Origin of the sequence: Cytobacillus firmus (assembly GCF_023612095.1) — a bacterium.
Classification (GTDB): Bacteria; Bacillota; Bacilli; order Bacillales; family Cytobacillaceae; genus Cytobacillus.
In genome coordinates this window covers 3,025,241-3,044,136 of record NZ_CP086235.1, presented here as the reverse complement: position 1 = coordinate 3,044,136, position 18,896 = coordinate 3,025,241, and the positions used below count along the sequence as shown (strand labels likewise).

At 42.3% G+C, this 18,896-nt stretch carries 14 protein-coding genes and 3 pseudogenes; 15 read left to right on the top strand and 2 right to left on the bottom strand.

Annotated features, from left to right (window positions below; translation table 11 throughout):
* Nucleotides 1-9: 9 nt before the first annotated feature.
* From rsgA to spoVM, 4 genes are all read left to right on the top strand, one after another.
* On the top strand, nucleotides 10-891 hold the full coding sequence (gene rsgA, locus LLY41_RS15290; RefSeq protein WP_095242314.1) for a ribosome small subunit-dependent GTPase A: 882 nt from the start codon (nucleotides 10-12) through the stop codon (nucleotides 889-891).
* A gap of 3 nt (nucleotides 892-894) precedes the next feature.
* Entirely contained in the window at nucleotides 895-1,545 is a 651-nt protein-coding gene (rpe, locus tag LLY41_RS15285) for a ribulose-phosphate 3-epimerase (RefSeq protein ID WP_304585791.1), read from the top strand.
* A gap of 68 nt (nucleotides 1,546-1,613) precedes the next feature.
* Nucleotides 1,614-2,261: a thiamine diphosphokinase gene (locus tag LLY41_RS15280; RefSeq protein ID WP_304585790.1), complete on the top strand. Its 648-nt coding sequence runs from the start codon at nucleotides 1,614-1,616 to the stop codon at nucleotides 2,259-2,261.
* Between the two features lie 177 nt (nucleotides 2,262-2,438).
* The gene (spoVM, locus tag LLY41_RS15275; protein ID WP_019381739.1) at nucleotides 2,439-2,519 is read left to right on the top strand and encodes a stage V sporulation protein SpoVM; all 81 of its coding nucleotides are present in this window, start codon (nucleotides 2,439-2,441) and stop codon (nucleotides 2,517-2,519) included.
* 143 nt (nucleotides 2,520-2,662) lie between these two features.
* On the opposite strand, the gene rpmB is transcribed toward spoVM, so the two are convergent.
* On the bottom strand, nucleotides 2,663-2,851 hold the full coding sequence (gene rpmB, locus LLY41_RS15270; protein ID WP_019381740.1) for a 50S ribosomal protein L28: 189 nt from the start codon (nucleotides 2,849-2,851) through the stop codon (nucleotides 2,663-2,665).
* Nucleotides 2,852-3,299: 448 nt separating this feature from the next.
* On the opposite strand from rpmB, the gene LLY41_RS15265 reads away from it, so the two are divergent.
* The 11 genes and pseudogenes from LLY41_RS15265 to ftsY all read left to right on the top strand — a co-directional run bounded on the left by LLY41_RS15265 (nucleotide 3,300) and on the right by ftsY (nucleotide 17,375).
* The gene (locus LLY41_RS15265) at nucleotides 3,300-3,662 is read left to right on the top strand and encodes an Asp23/Gls24 family envelope stress response protein (protein ID WP_009330806.1); all 363 of its coding nucleotides are present in this window, start codon (nucleotides 3,300-3,302) and stop codon (nucleotides 3,660-3,662) included.
* A gap of 16 nt (nucleotides 3,663-3,678) precedes the next feature.
* Nucleotides 3,679-5,355, top strand: coding sequence for a DAK2 domain-containing protein (locus tag LLY41_RS15260; RefSeq protein WP_095242317.1), 1,677 nt, complete (start codon nucleotides 3,679-3,681; stop codon nucleotides 5,353-5,355).
* A gap of 231 nt (nucleotides 5,356-5,586) precedes the next feature.
* A complete protein-coding gene (recG, locus tag LLY41_RS15255; RefSeq protein WP_370460344.1) occupies nucleotides 5,587-7,635 on the top strand; it encodes an ATP-dependent DNA helicase RecG in 2,049 nt (682 codons plus the stop codon).
* A gap of 111 nt (nucleotides 7,636-7,746) precedes the next feature.
* Nucleotides 7,747-8,307, top strand: coding sequence for a transcription factor FapR (fapR, locus tag LLY41_RS15250; protein WP_035328889.1), 561 nt, complete (start codon nucleotides 7,747-7,749; stop codon nucleotides 8,305-8,307).
* 20 nt (nucleotides 8,308-8,327) lie between these two features.
* Nucleotides 8,328-9,331: pseudogene (gene plsX, locus LLY41_RS15245) on the top strand (phosphate acyltransferase PlsX).
* Nucleotides 9,332-9,357: 26 nt separating this feature from the next.
* Nucleotides 9,358-10,305, top strand: a complete 948-nt coding sequence (gene fabD / locus LLY41_RS15240) for an ACP S-malonyltransferase (protein WP_304585788.1) — start codon at nucleotides 9,358-9,360, stop codon at nucleotides 10,303-10,305.
* The gene (gene fabG, locus LLY41_RS15235) at nucleotides 10,302-11,045 is read left to right on the top strand and encodes a 3-oxoacyl-[acyl-carrier-protein] reductase (protein WP_095242320.1); all 744 of its coding nucleotides are present in this window, start codon (nucleotides 10,302-10,304) and stop codon (nucleotides 11,043-11,045) included. Before fabD ends, fabG begins: the two co-directional genes overlap by 4 nt.
* Before the next feature lie 91 nt (nucleotides 11,046-11,136).
* Nucleotides 11,137-11,370: an acyl carrier protein gene (locus tag LLY41_RS15230; protein WP_009330799.1), complete on the top strand. Its 234-nt coding sequence runs from the start codon at nucleotides 11,137-11,139 to the stop codon at nucleotides 11,368-11,370.
* Nucleotides 11,371-11,938: 568 nt separating this feature from the next.
* A pseudogene (gene rnc, locus LLY41_RS15225) lies at nucleotides 11,939-12,678 on the top strand (ribonuclease III).
* 60 nt (nucleotides 12,679-12,738) lie between these two features.
* Nucleotides 12,739-16,304, top strand: a pseudogene (gene smc / locus LLY41_RS15220) (chromosome segregation protein SMC).
* 69 nt (nucleotides 16,305-16,373) lie between these two features.
* Nucleotides 16,374-17,375: a signal recognition particle-docking protein FtsY gene (ftsY, locus tag LLY41_RS15215; RefSeq protein WP_095242325.1), complete on the top strand. Its 1,002-nt coding sequence runs from the start codon at nucleotides 16,374-16,376 to the stop codon at nucleotides 17,373-17,375.
* 64 nt (nucleotides 17,376-17,439) lie between these two features.
* Here ftsY and LLY41_RS15210 read toward each other — a convergent pair.
* A protein-coding gene (locus tag LLY41_RS15210) for an IS3 family transposase (RefSeq protein WP_252219584.1) occupies nucleotides 17,440-18,773 on the bottom strand; the annotation gives its coding sequence in 2 pieces (ribosomal slippage) (nucleotides 17,440-18,401 and nucleotides 18,401-18,773; 1,335 coding nt in all).
* Nucleotides 18,774-18,896 lie beyond the last annotated feature (123 nt).

The window sequence follows — 18,896 nt, the reverse complement described above, 5'->3', positions numbered from 1 at the left end:
AGTGTTGCTATGCCTGAGGGCAAAATTATTAAAGCCATAGCAGGGTTTTATTATGTATTAAGCGGAAATGAAACCATTCAGTGCCGCGGACGCGGAGTTTTCAGGAAAAATAAAGTTACACCGCTTGTCGGTGATGAAGTAGTGTTTCAGGCAGAAAGTAATACAGAAGGATACATCTTAGAAGTAAAGGAACGGAAAAATGAGCTGATTCGTCCGCCGATTGCCAATGTTGATCAGGCCATCCTTGTCTTTTCAGCTGTTGAACCGGGCTTTAGCACTTCTCTTTTAGATCGTTTCCTGGTGCTTGTTGAATTCAATCATATAAAGCCGCTCATCTGCATTACTAAAATTGACCTGGCAGATGAAAATGAGTATAGGGAAATTCAGCAATATGCATCTGATTACCGCAAAGCCGGCTATGATGTTTTGCTGACTTCCTCTGAAACAGAAGAAGGCGTTAAAGATCTGATGCCTTATCTGGAAGGTGAGATATCTGTTTTTGCCGGACAGTCGGGTGTGGGGAAATCTTCTTTGTTAAACGTTCTAAGACCGGACCTGGAGCTGAAAACAGATGATATTTCTTCCCATTTGGGCAGGGGAAAGCATACGACCAGGCATGTAGAGCTGATTGGGGTTGGAAAAGGGCTTGTTGCTGATACCCCGGGATTCAGCTCCCTCGAATTCACTGATATCGAATTAGAGGATCTCAATTATTGCTTCCCTGAAATTCAGGAGAAAAGTGAACTTTGCAAATTTAGAGGATGCCTGCACATGGCAGAGCCTAAATGTGCTGTAAAAGCCGCCTGTGAAAACGGTGAAATTCCATCCTACAGGTATGAACACTACAAAACCTTTCTGCAGGAAATCAAAGATAGAAAGCCGAGGTATTAATTCATGGTAAAAATCGCACCTTCTATTTTATCGGCAGACTTTTCTAAATTGGGAGAAGAGATTAAAGATGTTGAACGCGGCGGCGCTGATTATATTCACGTTGATGTAATGGACGGCCATTTTGTGCCGAATATTACAATTGGTCCATTAATTGTGGATGCCATCCGTCCTGTAACAAAGTTGCCCCTTGACGTTCATTTGATGATAGAAGATCCGGATAGTTACATTGAGGCATTTGCTAATGCGGGGGCCGATTACATCACTGTTCATGCAGAAGCATGCAGGCATCTCCACAGAACGGTTCATTTGATTAAATCCTTTGGCGTCAAGGCAGGAGTGGTTCTTAACCCGGCTACACCAGTTAACATGATAGAGCATGTTATCGAAGATATAGATATGGTATTGCTTATGTCTGTTAATCCCGGCCTTGGAGGGCAGAAGTTCATTCCATCCGTTCTTCCGAAGATTGCAGCCGTTAAAAAAATGTCTGACGCAAAAGGCCTAAACATTGAAATTGAAGTGGACGGCGGAGTAAATGAAGAAACAGCCCAATTGTGCATTGAAGCTGGAGCCAATGTGCTGGTTGCCGGGTCGGCAATTTACAATCAGAATGACAGAGCAGCGGCGATTGCTGCTTTAAAGGGTTCACAATAAAAGAAGCCAGCTGGAATACAGCTGGTTTTTGTCATTTAAAGATACATAAATGAATGGAGCAATGTGTAATGATTATCAATATTTTAGCCGGCGGCCCGGATGACTTGCTGCCTGATCTGCATTCGTTCAGTAACACAGCTGATATTTGGGTTGGAGTAGACAGAGGGGTGCTTACTCTAATTCAAAGCGGCATTCAGCCGGAAATGGCATTTGGTGATTTTGATTCGGTGTCGGATGGAGAGCTTTTGCTCATTGAAGAACAGGTAAAAGAGCTGAACAGGTTCAAGCCGGAGAAGGATGAAACGGACATGGAGCTTGCTCTGAATTGGGCACTCTGCCAAAAACCTGAAAAAGTCCGTTTGCTTGGTGCCACAGGCGGAAGGCTTGACCACCTATTCGCAAATATTCAGCTGTTAATAAAGCCTGCACTGGCGGAAGACTTTGTTCCTGTCGAAATTATTGACAGGTCTAATAAGATTTATATTAAGACTCCAGGTAAATACAGCATAAAACAGAATTCAAATTTCAAATACATTTCATTTGTTCCGGTCACTATGGAAATTAAAGGCCTCACCCTGAGAAATTTCAAGTATCCGCTGACAGATCGGACCGTTCCTGCCGGTTCTACTCTTTGTATCAGTAATGAACTTATTGATGATTGTGGTACTTTTTCTTTTACTGAAGGCATATTAATGGTTGTAAGAAGCAAGGATTAAATGCCGGACCGGTGCTTCCCTGTATGATGCGGGAAAGCTGGATAAGAGTCTTAGCATGAATTGCTTTCTGATCATTTTTTGTAATCATGAGTACTCATCTTTCATTATTTGAATAAGATGGTAAAGACGATTTAAGGACAGAATGGATGCGTAAGATTGTGAGGAGGGACACGAGTAATGAGATTTTATACAATCAAACTTCCTAAATTTTTAGGGGGCATTGTGCGTGCCATGTTAGGGACCTTCAAAAAGGGGTAGACACCCATAAATTAAAAAGAAAATAGCATCAATACTTGGCACCTCACCGGGGTGCTTTTATTTTTTGCCCAAATGGGGGAGAATGATAGTGGGTCAAAAAAGGAAAATAAAAAGGACACCCAAAAGGGATGTCCCTGAGCATGTTACACGCGCTCAACTTTACCTGATTTAAGTGCTCTTGCAGAAACCCAAACACGTTTAGGTTTACCGTCTACAAGAATACGTACCTTCTGAAGGTTAGCACCCCAAGTGCGCTTGTTAGCGTTCATTGCGTGAGAACGTGCGTTACCTGAAGTTGTTTTTTTACCAGTTACTACACATTTGCGTGGCATGTATGTTTCCCTCCTTACTAAAAGCATAAGCTGAAACTATTTTTCAATGCTTTCATCTGCAATAGTCAGATTCATCCATCTGAATTAATGCGGAATCCCTGTGCGGATTTCGACATTAAAAGATACTTTAATAATTTATCATACAACCCTTCTGATTGCAATAGTTTGCTTTCAAGAAAATTTCCTTGACATAGGGGGAGGGAACATGAGCTATAATAGAGATGGAGAAGTATGACTTTCAATATCACAGCCCATATAGTAAAATATTATAAGGTATGCTTTAAGCTTTGAAGGTAGAAAGACCGCTGCCCAGCTAAAAAAGGTGAATTGCCTCTCGCCGGAAGGCTTAGCCTCCAGGGTGCAATTCAGGGGAAAGCCAGCACTATCGTTAAGAGGTAGTGCCTGTAGAAGCTTTTATGAAAAGCAATTTCCAAAGGGGGAACGAACCATGTCCATCGAATTAAAAACAAATTTCGGGCAAATTGATATCTCTAATGATGTAATTGCAACAATCGCAGGCGGAGCAGCAGTTGACTGCTACGGCATCGTAGGAATGGCCTCTAAAAATCAAATTAAGGATGGCCTTACAGATATACTGCGAAAAGAGAATTTTACCCGTGGTGTAATTGTTCGCCAGGAAGAAGATGAAGTACATATCGACATGTATATCATTGTAAGTTACGGAACGAAAATTTCCGAGGTTGCCCACAATGTGCAATCTAAAGTGAAATACACCCTTGATAAAACAGTTGGGCTTAGCACTGACTCGGTTAATATTTACGTTCAGGGAGTTCGAGTAACGAACCCGTAGTGAGGAGGAAAGACTTGTGTCAAAAAAAGATTTAGATGGGAAGCTTTTTGCCGAAATGGTCATACAAGGAGCGAACCATTTATCTGCTAATGCAAAATTAGTGGATGCGTTAAATGTTTTCCCTGTTCCTGATGGAGACACAGGAACCAACATGAATTTGTCAATGACTTCCGGAGCAAAGGAAGTTAAAGCTAATATCCAGGAGCATATTGGAAAGGTAGGTTCTGCTCTTTCTAAAGGTTTGCTTATGGGAGCACGAGGGAACTCGGGGGTAATTCTTTCCCAGCTGTTCAGGGGCTTCTCAAAAGCCATTGAGCATAAAGCTTCTATCAATGGAAAAGAATTTGCTGATGCTCTTAATTCTGGTGTGGAGACGGCATATAAAGCTGTGATGAAGCCAGTTGAAGGAACGATCCTTACTGTTGCAAAAGATTCCGCTAAGAAAGCGGTTCAGGCTGCTAATCATGAAGATGATATCATCGTGATTATGGAGGAAGTTTTAAAAGAAGCAAGGGCTTCCCTAAACCGCACTCCAGATCTTCTTCCAGTCTTAAAAGAAGTAGGAGTTGTAGACAGCGGCGGCCAGGGCCTTGTTTTTGTATATGAAGGATTCCTTGCAGAGCTAAAGGGAGAAAAACTCCCTGATACACCTGCAGCCCTTCCAAAGATGGATGACCTGGTTAGCGCAGAACACCATAAAAATGTTCACAGCTTTATGAATACTGAGGATATTGAGTTCGGTTATTGCACTGAATTTATGGTCAAATTCGAAGATGAAAAGCTTTCTGCTAATCCTTTTTCAGAAGACACGTTCCGCCAGGACTTAAGCCAATATGGCGATTCACTTCTGGTGATTGCGGATGAGCAGCTTGTGAAAGTACATATCCACTCTGAACAGCCGGGAGATTGCCTGACATACGGACAGCGCTATGGCAGTTTAATCAATATGAAGATTGAAAACATGCGCCAGCAGCACACCAACTTAGTCGAAGACGTTCCTACACCTTTGGCGGCTCAGGCTAAGCCTAAAGAAAAGCAGGAGTACGGAATTGTGACAGTATCAATGGGCAGCGGCATCGCGGATCTTTTCCGAAGCATCGGTGCACATGCTGTCATTGAAGGCGGACAAACAATGAATCCGAGCACGGAAGATATTGTAAAAGCCATCAAAGAAGTAAATGCAAAAAAAGTAATCATTTTGCCAAACAATAAAAATATTATTATGGCTGCACAGCAGGCTGCAGAAGTGACTGAAGAAGAAGCAGTGGTTGTGCCTTCAAAGACCGTTCCTCAAGGTATGGCTGCACTTCTTGCCTTTAATCCAGGTGCGGAGATTTCTGAAAACGAAGAAGGCATGACAGATGCTCTTCAGCATGTGAAAACAGGCCAAATCACGTTTGCTGTCCGTGATACCAGCATCGATGGGCTAGAGATCGAGAAAGATGATTTCATGGGCATTGCAGACGGCAAAATTGTTGTGAAAAACAAGGATCGAGTACAGGCTGCCAAAGATCTGCTAGAAGGAATGATTGACGAAGACTCTGAGATCCTTACCGTTTTAAAAGGTGAAGATGCAGCAGAAGAGGAAGTAGACTCTCTTATCAGCTATATTGAAGATAAATATGAAGATATTGAGGTTGAGCTTCATGATGGAAAACAGCCTCTATACTCTTTCATTTTCGCAATTGAATAACCAGTAAACAGTAAACAAAGCGAGGGCCCAGCCTTCGCTTTTGTCCATTTTAGACCTTTAATAAATGCGTTGAAGCATGAGTTATTATTTAAGGTTACTTTCTTGCATTATTAAATTACAATGTGCTAGTTATAGAGCAGGTGTTTCATTAGCCTGTATATAAAAGTAACGGAGCAGGGAGGGATGGCGGACTGCCTGAAAGAAAATATAATTGGCAGCCGTTCAATAAATGTGAATCCAAATTTGATCCAGTCTGTTACAGCTGTTAAAGGCATTGGAGAGGAATCAGCTGAATTACTGGCTGAAATGAATATTTACACTGTAAAAGACTTGCTTGAATATTTTCCTTATAGATATGAAGATTACAGGCTCAAGGACCTGGCAGAAATGAAGCATGATGAAAGAGTGACGGTTGAAGGAAAGGTTCACAGTGAACCTTCACTTGCTTATTACGGCAGGAAACGCTCCAGGCTCACTGTTCGGGTGCTTGTAGGGCGGTATCTTATCCAAGTGATTCTGTTCAATCAGCCTTATTTGAAAAACAAAATTGTATTAAACGAAACGGTTACGGTGACTGGGAAATGGGACCAGCATCGGCAGGTGATTACAGCAAGTGAACTTAAAATAGGAAATGCCTCTGGCAATAAGGATTTTGAGCCGGTTTATGCTGTAAAAGGAAATGTCACGGTCAAGGGCATCAGGCGATTTATTAAACTGGCTTTCTCGCAGCATGGGAATGACATATCAGAAACGCTGCCTGAAAAATATTTATTGCAATATAGACTATTAAATAGGCGGGATGCTGTAAGATCGCTTCATTTTCCTGCCAATGAACAGGAACTCAAGCAGGGAAGGCGGCGTTTTGTTTATGAGGAGTTTTTCTATTTTCAATTAAAAATGCAGGCGCTAAGAAAGATTGAAAGAGAGCAGTCAAAAGGGGTTGCACAGGCTTATGATCTTTCAAGACTAATGGAGTTTATTGACTCACTGCCATTTGATTTAACCGGAGCACAAAAAAGAGTAGTTAATGAGATCATGTCTGATTTGAAATCTCCATACCGGATGAACAGACTATTACAGGGGGATGTTGGTTCCGGCAAAACGGCAGTGGCGGCGATTGCTCTCTTCGCCAGCAGGACAGCAGGCTTTCAGGGAGCATTAATGGTCCCGACCGAAATCCTGGCAGAGCAGCATGCGGAATCTTTAAAGTCGATGCTCGAACCGTTTGGTCTGCGATGTGAACTCCTGACAAGCTCTGTTAAAGGAAAGCGAAGAAAAGAAATTCTCCAGCATTTAAAGGATGGAGAGATTGATGTTCTCATAGGCACACATGCACTTATCCAGGAGGAAGTAGAATTTAATAAATTGGGACTTGTTATTACTGATGAACAGCATAGGTTCGGGGTAGGGCAGCGGCGGATACTCAGGGAAAAAGGTGAAAATCCTGATGTTCTGTTCATGACTGCAACGCCAATCCCAAGAACATTGGCCATTACTGTTTTTGGAGAAATGGATGTATCCATCATAGATGAAATGCCGGCAGGACGAAAAGCAATTGAAACCTATTGGGCAAAACCTGAAATGATGGACAGGGTCCTTGGTTTTATGGAGAAGGAGCTTTCAGCAGGTCAGCAGGTTTATGTGATCTGCCCTCTTATTGAGGAATCAGATAAATTGGATGTTCAAAATGCTATAGATGTCCATGCTACATTGATGCATCATTTTCATGGCCGTTATGATGTCGGACTCATGCATGGCAGGCTCCATCCGGATGAAAAGGAAAGTGTTATGAAAGCTTTCAGCCGTAATGAAACTCAGGTTCTTGTTTCGACGACGGTTGTTGAGGTGGGTGTAAATGTTCCAAATGCAACGATGATGGTGATTTATGATGCCGAGCGGTTTGGACTTGCACAGCTGCATCAGCTGAGGGGCAGGGTAGGGAGAGGCGATAAACAATCTTATTGTGTGCTTCTGGCTGACCCTAAATCGGAAGTTGGAAAAGAACGCATGAAAATCATGACAGAAACCAATGATGGCTTTGCACTAAGTGAAAAGGACCTTGAGCTTCGGGGTCCTGGAGACTTTTTCGGAAGAAAGCAAAGCGGGCTCCCGGAATTTAAAGTTGCTGATATGGTCCATGATTACCGCGCACTCGAAACCGCCAGAAATGATGCATCAATGCTGGTGGAATCGGATGAATTCTGGCACTCGGATGAGTACCTGCCTTTGCGGGAATACTTAAAGGAAGCAGGAGTGCTGGAAGGGGAAAAACTGGACTAGAAATAAGGTATTCAGAGCGGATTGCAGAAAAGTTCTTTCTTGCAATCTGCTTTTTTTGATTATATACTACTATTAGTACCTAGTCTTAATATCTCGGACGGTGGGATTTTAATGAAAAGAAACAAAAAAGAACGTCAAGCATTATTAACGGACACTATAAAAGAAAATCCTTTTGTCACGGACGAGGAACTTGCGGACAAGTTCTCTGTCAGCGTCCAGACAATCAGGCTCGATCGGCTGGAATTATCAATTCCGGAATTGCGTGAGCGAATCAAGCATGTTGCTGAGAAAAGCTTTGAGGATGAAGTGCGGTCTTTACCAATAGAAGAAATAATCGGTGAAATAATAGATATAGAATTGGATAAAACGGCGATATCCATTTTCGATGTAAAAAATGAACATGTCTTCAAGCGTAATGGAATTGCCCGGGGCCATCACCTGTTTGCACAGGCCAACTCACTGGCGGTCGCTGTAATAAATGATGAGCTGGCATTAACGGCAAAAGCCAATATTCAATTTACCAGGCCAGTGAGATTAAATGAACGTGTCATCGCAAAAGCTAAAGTCCTTACAATAGATATTGACAGCGGAAGGACAATGGTGGAAGTCAATAGCTTTGTCAATAACGAACAGGTTTTCAAGGGCGAATTTGACATGTTCAGAAAAAAATAATCACTAAAGGATGAAGCATCATGAAAATTGCCATAGACGCAATGGGTGGCGACAATGCCCCAAAGGAAATTGTCCTTGGAGCAATGAAAGCTGTCGCAGAATTTAAAGATGTACATATTACGCTTGTAGGTGATGAGTCAAAAATAAACCAATACCTTACTTCAAATGAGCGGATTGACATATTACATACAGATGAAGTCATCTTGCCGGATGATGAGCCGGTGAGAGCTGTGCGCAGAAAGAAAAAAGCATCCATGGTGCTTGCCGCACAGCTTGTTACAGATGGTAAAGCGGATGCATGCATTTCTGCAGGAAACACGGGCGCTCTTATGGCAGCAGGCCTTTTTGTGGTCGGAAGGATTGAGGGCATTGAACGCCCGGCATTATCACCTACGCTCCCGACAATAGACGGAGAAGGGTTCCTTTTGCTGGATGTAGGGGCGAATGTGGACGCGAAGCCGGAGCATCTTCTTCAATATGCGATTATGGGATCTATATATACCGAAAAAGTCCGGGGTTTAGCCAATCCCAGAGTAGGGCTCCTAAATATCGGAACAGAAGAGAAAAAGGGAATGAGCTGGCAAAAAATACATTTGATCTGCTGAAGAAGGCGGATATCAATTTTATTGGCAATGTAGAAGCGCGCGATTTGCTCGAGGGAGCTGCAGATGTTGTAGTGACGGATGGCTTTACCGGCAATATGGTGCTCAAGACAATTGAAGGTACTGCTTTATCTGTATTTAAAATGCTAAAAACAGCTCTGACCGGCAGCTTTAGAACAAAATTGGCAGCAGCAGCCTTAAAGCCTGATTTATATCAGCTTAAATCTAAAATGGATTATTCGGAATACGGCGGTGCCGGATTATTTGGATTGAAGGCGCCGGTCATCAAGGCGCATGGCTCTTCAGATGCAACAGCTTTATTCAGTGCAGTGAGACAGACCAGGAACATGGTCGAAAACAATGTTGCTGATACGATTAAGGAAGCAGTTGAAAAAGAAGCCAAAAAGACAGCTCTTAATTAAACATTTTTTACTTGGGGGAAAGCACGATGGGTAAAATCGCTTTTTTATTCCCTGGGCAGGGATCCCAGGCTGCAGGTATGGGAAAAGCCTTAGCTGAACAGGATGAAAACGTAAAAGGATTTTTTGATAGAGCCGATCAAAAACTTGGGTTTTCATTATCGGAACTTATTTTTGAAGGGCCTCAGGACAAATTGACGTTAACAACAAACGCACAGCCTGCACTATTGACCACTGGCATTGCTATTCTCGATTATTTTAAAAGATCTGGTATTACACCTGATTTTGTTGCAGGACATAGCCTAGGTGAGTATACTGCACTAGTCGCTGCGGAAGCTATATCCTTTGAGGATGGCGTATATGCTGTCCGTAAGCGGGGTGAATTTATGGAAGAAGCCGTTCCTAATGGCGAGGGAACAATGGCTGCAGTTTTGGGCCTTGACAGGGACAAGCTTACTGCAGTTACAGAAGAGGTTACTGCAGAAGGAAATCCGGTGCAGCTTGCAAACCTGAACTGTCCTGGACAAATTGTCATTTCAGGTTCAAAAAGAGGCGTGGAACTGGCTTCTCTAAAGGCTAAAGAAGAAGGTGCCAAGCGTGTGCTTCCGCTGGAGGTAAGCGGCCCTTTCCATTCCCAATTAATGAAGCCTGCTGCAGAGAAGTTCAGGGGAATCCTTGACGAAATTGAGATTAAAGATGCAAAGGTTCCTGTCATTGCCAATGTTACAGCTTCTGAAATGACATCTGCTTCAGAAATAAATGGCAGATTGATTGAACAGCTGTATTCTCCTGTGCTATGGGAGGATTCAATCCGCAGGATGATAGAGCTTGGAGTGGACACATTTATAGAAATAGGGCCAGGAAAAGTACTGTCAGGCTTAGTAAAAAAGGTAGATCGTTCCCTTAAAACGCATGCCGTTTCAGATGCAGATTCATGCCAGACAGTTACAGAATCCTTGAAGGAGGAATTGAGATGAAGCTAGAGGGAAAAGCCGCTTTAGTAACAGGAGCTTCCCGCGGAATCGGAAGGGAAATCGCTTTGGGTCTTGCCAGGCAAGGTGCAGATATTGCGGTTAACTACTCCGGAAGTGAGGCAAGAGCGAACGAAGTAGTTGATGAAATAAAGGCATTAGGCAGAAATGCTTTTGCTGTCCAATGCGATGTGTCAAATAGTGATTCCGTGACAAGCATGGTAAAAGAAGCAGTTGAAAAGTTTGGCAAGCTTGATATTCTGGTTAATAATGCGGGGATTACGAAGGACAACCTGCTTATGAGAATGAAGGAAGACGAGTGGGATGATGTTATTAACATTAACCTGAAAGGTGTTTTCCTTTGTACAAAAGCTGTTACAAGGCAGATGATGAAACAGCGCAGCGGCCGCATTATCAATATTTCATCCATTGTGGGTGTCAGCGGAAATCCTGGACAGGCTAACTATGTCGCTGCAAAATCAGGGGTTATCGGCCTGACAAAAACCTCAGCAAAGGAACTTGCATCAAGAGGGATAACAGTCAATGCCATTGCACCAGGCTTCATCACAACTGATATGACGGATAAGCTGAACGAGGATGTAAGGGATCAGATGCTAAAACAAATCCCATTGGCGCGCTTCGGCGATCCAGCAGATATTGCGAATGTGGCAGTGTTTCTGGCTTCAGAGGACAGCCGTTATATGACAGGGCAAACCCTGCATGTTGATGGCGGAATGGTCATGTGATTTGTAACAGGGTTGTAATGCAAAATTTTTTATAAAAGCTTTCAATAAAAGCTAAAAATAATCTATAATACTTGAGGGGAGGTGAACAAGCATGGCAGAAGTATTAGAACGTGTAACAAAGATCATCGTGGACCGTCTTGGCGTTGAAGAGTCTGAAGTGAAATTGGAGGCTTCTTTCAAAGATGATCTAGGTGCTGATTCCCTTGATGTTGTAGAATTAGTAATGGAATTAGAAGATGAGTTCGACATGGAAATTTCTGACGATGACGCTGAGAAAATCGCAACAGTCGGTGACGCTGTAAATTACATAAAAGCTAGCCAATAATCGTTAGTAGAACCACTCTGCAGTGAGGGAATCCCCCTCACTGCAGCAATTTTTTCAGATGTTTACTGTCCGGTGTTACCTGCAGCATCGAAAGGGCAGCTTGAATTAAGCTTTCAGCCTTCAGCAGGTGACTGTGGACAGTAAATACGATTCTCAAAAGCTCCGTTTGATAACGGGGCTTTCTTCTGTGAAAATGGCTGTAACCCTATGAAACATAAAATTGCTTTATATCGAAGTTTTTTGCGTTTTTCCTCTTTATTACGTAAACTTAGGGAAGACCAATTATTTAGATTTTATGAATGTAAGTTTCCTTAAGCTTATGGCTTTTGGGCATTTATTTATATTTTTCGTTGAGTTGATTGGAGCGGAAGGTGCGAGACTCCTGCGGGAGTAGCGGGACAGGTGAGACCCCACAGACGCACAGCGTCGAGGAGGCTCACCGCCCGCCCCGCGGAAAGCGAGTACCTGTAGCGGAAATCAACGGGCTTAGTTCAAAACTAAAAACTCAATATTTTTGAAATGAGCCTATTATTAAAAAGAATATTAATTTTAGCAAGGTGGATGCAATATGCGCAGCAATAAAGATAAAGAAAGAAAATCATTTCGCGCAATCGAAAAACAATTTAAAGAATTCCAGTCGGAAATTGGAATTCACTTTGAAAATGAAAAATTACTAAAACAAGCGTTTACCCATTCATCCTATGTGAATGAGCACCGGAGAAAGCCTTATGAAGACAATGAAAGACTGGAATTCCTGGGGATGCCGTCCTCGAATTGACTGTTTCGAAATTTCTTTACCTTAAATATCCGATGATGAGCGAGGGCGAATTAACAAAGCTGAGGGCTGCGGTTGTCTGCGAACCATCCCTGGTCTCATTTGCCCACGAATTGTCATTTGGCAGCCTGGTGCTCCTTGGAAAAGGAGAGGAAATGACAGGAGGAAGAACCCGTCCGGCCCTGCTTGCAGATGTATTTGAAGCCTTTATAGGTGCATTGTACCTGGATAAAGGATTAGATACAGTTGTCGTCTTTTTGGAAAAAGTTGTTTTTCCAAAAATTGATTCAGGTGCTTTTTCGCATGTGATGGATTTTAAAAGCCAGCTGCAGGAGCTTGTGCAGCGGGATGGTGCAGGTGCAATTGAATATAAAATCCTTCAGGAAAAGGGGCCTGCCCACAATCGTGAATTTGTTTCCACTGTTTCTCTAAATGGCAGGGAACTTGGGACAGGCACCGGCCGGTCAAAGAAAGAAGCCGAACAGCATGCGGCCCAAATGGCTCTTGAAGTATTAAAAAATCATATAAAGTGAAACATTTTCTAACTCTGACATCAAAGAGCGGAAACATGAGGAGACAGAGGGGGACCAAGGTTGTTTTTAAAAAGGCTTGATGTTATTGGATTTAAGTCGTTTGCTGAGCGGATAACGGTTGATTTTGTTCCAGGCGTCACAGCAGTTGTCGGTCCAAATGGAAGCGGGAAAAGCAACATTACTGATGCCATCCGCTGGGTATTGGGTGAACAATCAGCTAAGTCCCTTCGGGGTGCGAAAATGGAGGATGTCATTTTTGCGGGCAGTGATTCCCGGAGAGCACAGAATTTTGCAGAGGTGACACTGACGCTTGATAACGCAGAACAGGGTCTGCCGATCGATTACAGCGAAGTCAGTGTTACAAGAAGAGTCTACCGGTCCGGAGACAGTGAATACCTGATCAATAAGCAAACATGCAGACTTAAAGATATTGTAGATTTATTTATGGATTCAGGCCTTGGCAGGGAAGCTTTTTCAATCATAAGCCAGGGCAGAGTTGAAGAGATTCTAAACAGCAAAGCTGAAGAACGCCGGACTATATTTGAAGAAGCGGCAGGCGTACTTAAATACAAGACAAGAAAGAAAAAGGCGGAAGGCAAGCTTTCTGAAACCCAGGATAACCTAAACAGGGTGAATGATATTCTTCATGAACTGGAAACCCAGGTAGAGCCTTTAAAAATACAGGCCTCAATCGCAAAAGATTATCTGCAGCAGAAAGAAGAGCTGGAGAAAATTGAGGTTGCCCTTACCGTTTATGAGATCGAGGATCTGCATTCAAAATGGGAGCAGCTTTCACGTCAGCTCGAGCTGCATACGGAAGATGAAATGAAGCTTTCGGCCGTTATTCACAACAAAGAGGCGAAATTGGAAGAGTTAAAGGATCATATAGCAGCAATTGATGAATCAGTCAATGATCTGCAGGATGTCCTCCTTCATGCTAGTGAAGAGCTCGAAAAACTGGAAGGCAGAAAAGAAGTGCTCAAAGAGCGAAAGAAAAATGCCAGCCAGAATAAAGACCAGCTTCAAAGAAATATGAAAGAACTTACTTTGAAGATTGCTGAGTTAATAGAGCAGAAAGAAAAGCACTCGGCTCTAAAGGAGAAAGTAAAGGCAGAAGCTGTAAAGCTTCAAAAAGCATTAAAGGAAAAGCAGGAGCAGCTCAAACTATTCAGTGAAAATACAGAAGAAACAATAGAATCACTGAAAAGTGATTATATTGAAGTGCTGAACAGCCAGGCAGCTTCAAGAAATGAATTGCAGAATATTGATCAGCAGCTGAGTCAGCAGGGGCAGCGCAGTTCAAGGCTTGAAATGGATAATGAAAAATATATTGCTGACCGCAAGAAGAATGAAGAGAAAAAACAAAAGATACAATCCAATCTTGAAAACCTGCAAAAGGAATTAGAAAATCAAGTCCATTTATTCCGAAATGAAGACCGCAAGCTTGAATCATTAAAGAATAATTATCAAAAGCAGGAAAAAACCTTGTATCAGGCTTATCAATATTTGCAGCAGGCGAAATCCCGTCAGGAAATGCTTGAAGAAATGGAAGAGGATTTTTCGGGTTTTTTCCAAGGGGTAAAAGAAGTATTGAAAGCAAGAGGCAGTAGGTTGCAGGGAATTGAAGGAGCCGTTGCGGAGTTAATTCAGGTGCCAAAAGAGTACGAAACTGCGATTGAAACAGCTCTCGGCGGTGCCATGCAGCATATCATTGTACAGGATGAACAGGATGGGAGAAGTGCCATTCAATTCCTGAAAAAGAATTCATACGGCAGAGCCACATTCTTGCCTTTAAGTGTAATTAAGGGGAAGAAGCTGAATACCACGCAAATACAATCGGTTCTTGGCCACCCTGCCTTTATTGGTGAAGCTGCTTCACTGATACAATTTGAAGAGAGGCACCAGCCTGCTATCGAGAACTTGCTTGGCAATGTGGTTATTGCCCGGGATCTTAAAGGTGCTAATGAACTTGCAAAGCTGCTTCAATACCGTGTGAGGCTCGTAACCATTGACGGAGATGTGGTTAATCCCGGCGGATCCATGACCGGAGGAGCTGTGAAACAAAAAAGCACTTCCATTCTTTCCCGTAAGGGTGAACTTGAAGAACTGAAGTCCAGAATTACGGATATGGAATCCAAAACAGCAAATCTCGAAAAGCAAGTAAAACTGCAAAAAAGTGAAATTCAAAAACAGGATTTACGCATTGAGCAGCTTAGAAAAACAGGCGAAGAGCTTCGTTTGATGGAACAGAAGGTAAAAGGAGAACTTTTAGAAGCAGAGTTTGAAGAGAAAAGCATTAATGAGCGCCTATCCCTTTATGATATGGACAAAGCACAATTTTCGCAAGATATAGAGAAACTGCTGGCAAGAAAGAGCGAGCTTTCAGTCTTATTAGATCAGCAGAAAAAGCAAATCGCTGATCTTGATCTGGAGATAAAAGCATTAACAGAAAGAAAAAACACCCAGCAGACTTCAAAGGAAACTATAGTATCTGAAATTAATGAGCTGAAAATTAGCTTTGCTTCCAAAAGTGAGCAGCTGAACCATTCGGAGGACAAGCTGGCCGCCATAAATTCTGAGCTTGCTGTTACCCAGGAGAAGCTGAAAACCGTTAAAGAAGATTTAGAATTGCTTTCATCCGAAATGACAAACAGCTCTTCAGGTGAACAGCATCTGGACAAAGCAGCACAGCAAAAACTGAATGAAAAGAATGAAACGCTTGAACTAATTGCTTCAAGAAGGAATGAGCGATTAAAGCTCCAAGCAGCTTTAGAGGACCTTGAGCTTGAGGCGAAAGAACTAAAACGCCAGCATAAAGGCCTCGTAGAAGTGCTGAAAGATGAGGAAGTTAAACAGAACCGGCTGGATGTTGAGCTTGAGAATAGGCTTAACCATTTAAGGGAAGAATACCTGCTGTCTTTTGAAGCGGCTAAGGAAGAATACCCGCTGCAAATTGAAATTGAGGAAGCGCGAAAAAGAGTAAAACTCATAAAGCTGGCTATCGAGGAACTTGGCGCAGTAAATCTCGGAGCAATAGAGGAATATGACAGAGTATCGGAACGCTATGAATTCCTGCTTGAGCAAAAAACAGATCTTCAGGAAGCAAAAGATACATTATTCCAGGTAATTGGTGAAATGGATGTTGAAATGAAAAGGCGATTTGAAGAAACCTTTGAAGGGATCCGTTTTCATTTTGAGTCGGTTTTCCAATCTTTATTCGGCGGCGGCAGAGCGGATTTACGTTTGACCCAGCCTGAAGATTTATTGAATACAGGAGTGGATATTGTCGCACAGCCGCCAGGAAAGAAATTGCAGAACCTCGGATTATTATCTGGGGAGAAAGGGCACTTACAGCCATTGCTTTACTGTTTTCCATTTTGAAAGTACGGCCAGTTCCATTCTGTATTCTTGATGAAGTTGAGGCTGCTTTGGATGAAGCGAATGTACAAAGGTTCAGCCAATACTTAAAAAGATACAGCGCAGAAACCCAGTTCATCGTTATCACCCACAGAAAAGGAACAATGGAAGAAGCGGATGTCCTTTACGGTGTAACCATGCAGGAATCCGGTGTCTCCAAACTGGTATCTGTGCGCCTGGAAGAAACCAGGGAATTAATTACTCAATAACAGGCTTAGTGCGGAACTGCGTGGAGCATTGTTCCGTACTTATACATATTGCATTAAGGAAGTGAAAATATGAGTTTTTTTAAAAAACTAAAAGAAAAAATCACAATGCAGACAGATAGTGTTACTGAAAAATTTAAAGACGGATTAACCAAAACGCGCGATAATTTTTCAAATAAGGTAAATGACCTTGTTTCAAGGTACCGGAAAGTGGATGAGGAATTTTTCGAGGAACTGGAAGAAATATTAATTGGGGCGGATGTCGGTTTTGACACTGTCATGGAACTGGTGGATGAGCTGAGAAGGGAAGTAAAGCGCAAGAATATTCAGGATCCCCGCGAGGTTCAGGCAGTAATATCTGAGAAGCTTGTAGACATTTATGACAGCGCAGGCGAAACTTCTACAGAATTAAATATACAGACAGATGGACTTACGGTTATCCTGTTTGTTGGTGTTAACGGTGTAGGAAAAACAACAACAATCGGAAAGCTTGCCCATAAGTTCAAAAGTGAAGGGAAAAATGTCCTTCTAGCAGCAGGTGATACTTTCCGTGCAGGAGCGATTGAACAGCTTGAGGTATGGGGCGAACGTGTCGGTGTGGATGTCATTAAACAGGGAGCCGGTTCTGACCCTGCAGCTGTCATGTACGATGCTGTTCAGTCTGCAAAATCGCGCAAGGCAGATATATTAATCTGTGATACTGCGGGACGCCTCCAAAATAAAGTCAATTTAATGAAAGAGCTGGAAAAGGTAAAGCGCGTAATTGAAAGAGAAGTACCTGGTGCCCCGCACGAAGTATTGCTCGTTCTTGACGCTACAACCGGACAAAATGCCATGATTCAGGCTAAGACCTTCAAGGAAGCAACAGATGTTTCCGGCATCGTTCTTACAAAGCTGGATGGTACTGCAAAAGGCGGCATCGTTCTGGCAATCAGAAATGAGCTGGAGATACCCGTGAAATTTGTAGGTTTAGGTGAAAAAATGGATGATCTGCAGGAATTCAATGCAGAACAATATGTTTATGGACTCTTTGCCGACATTGTTGAAAAAGAAGCAGAAGAAGAGGAAGTATAATAATATAAAAAACAGCCTGAGAATTGAACTGTACCCCCATTTACGGACAGTTTATAAAAAAGCGCTATGCAGCTAATAAGTGACCCCGGTATTGTGCCGGGGTCATTTTATTTAAGCCCCATTGATAACGATGATGATTATATTCTTCGATTACACGATCTACTTCTTTCTTTACATCCTTTATATTATCAAGTGATTTATACTCTGATAAGTCTTTAAAATGTCCAAAGAAACTTTCCATTGGTGCGTTATCCCAACAGTTTCCCTTTCGGGACATTGACTGAGTTAGGCCAAGCCTTTTTACTTTGCTTTGGAATAGAGGATGCGTGTAGTGCATTCCTTGGTCAGAATGCAATATGGCCTCTGGATGAAAGTGGTTGCCAACAGCTGTCTTTAACTTTTTTAACGTTTTATAAACAATATCCATCTCTAAAGACGTGGAAAGGTAGTAGGCAAGAATTTCTTTTGTAGCTCCGTCCTTTACGCAGGATAAATATGCTTTTTGGCCCTTTCCATAATAAAGATAAGTAATATCAGTAAGCAGAACTTTTCCTGGCACTTCCTGATTGAATTCACGGTCAAGAAGGTTAGGGCAGGTTCGATGTTCCTGAGTTGCCTTAGCCATCTTACGATATGGATTGGCTTTCCTTATCTTAGCTACAAGATTATATTTTGCCATTAAACGTCTAATCTTCTTGTGGTTCATTACAGCTGAATACTCATTCTCCATAACCATTTTAATCTGGAGGGCACCTACTTTTTCTCTTTTGCTTATGAAAATTTCTCGGATTAACTCTATGTCCAATTCATCCTGATCGTCACGTTGTGCCCGCAATGGTGCAGCCTTCAACCAATCATAGTAGCCACTTCGACTGACACCTGCCAGTTCACACAGGTAGGAAACAACTTTATTTAACTGATGAATTCTGATTGTTTTCTCGATCAGCGAAAACTTCTCAGCTGCCGTTAATATCGTTTCTTCTTCAACGCCTGCCTTTCTAACTCTTCCAGCTTTTTTAAGAAGTCATTCTCTGCCTCAAGGAATTTAATTCTTGCTTCAGCTTTTTTTAATTTCTCTTCTACGGAAAGTTGCTTTAAAGAAGGACGCCCGGTACTCCCTTTGCCTCTACGTTCCGTAAGGAAACCTTCCTTTCCAAACCTTTCATATGAATCCCTCCAACGTTTAAGACAACGCTGGGGTTGTTTCTTACCGATCATGTCCAGGTCGAAGCCCTGTTCAATAAAGATTTGCGACGGTGCTTTTCCATTTTTATAATCCGTAACTGCTTTTAGCTTAAACTCAGGACTATAGGAGATTGACCTTTCAGAAGCGCATAAAACATTAGGATTCTTTTCAAGCTCTTTAATTTGAAATTCATTATAAATATTCTTACTCATGTTAATCCTCCGCCCATATTCATTAAATCTATTGAAACACAAAAAACCCCAGATAGGGGCACTTTTTTATCAGTGTCCGCTATCCGGGGTATAGTTCAAATCGGTTCTCAGGCTGTTTTTTAT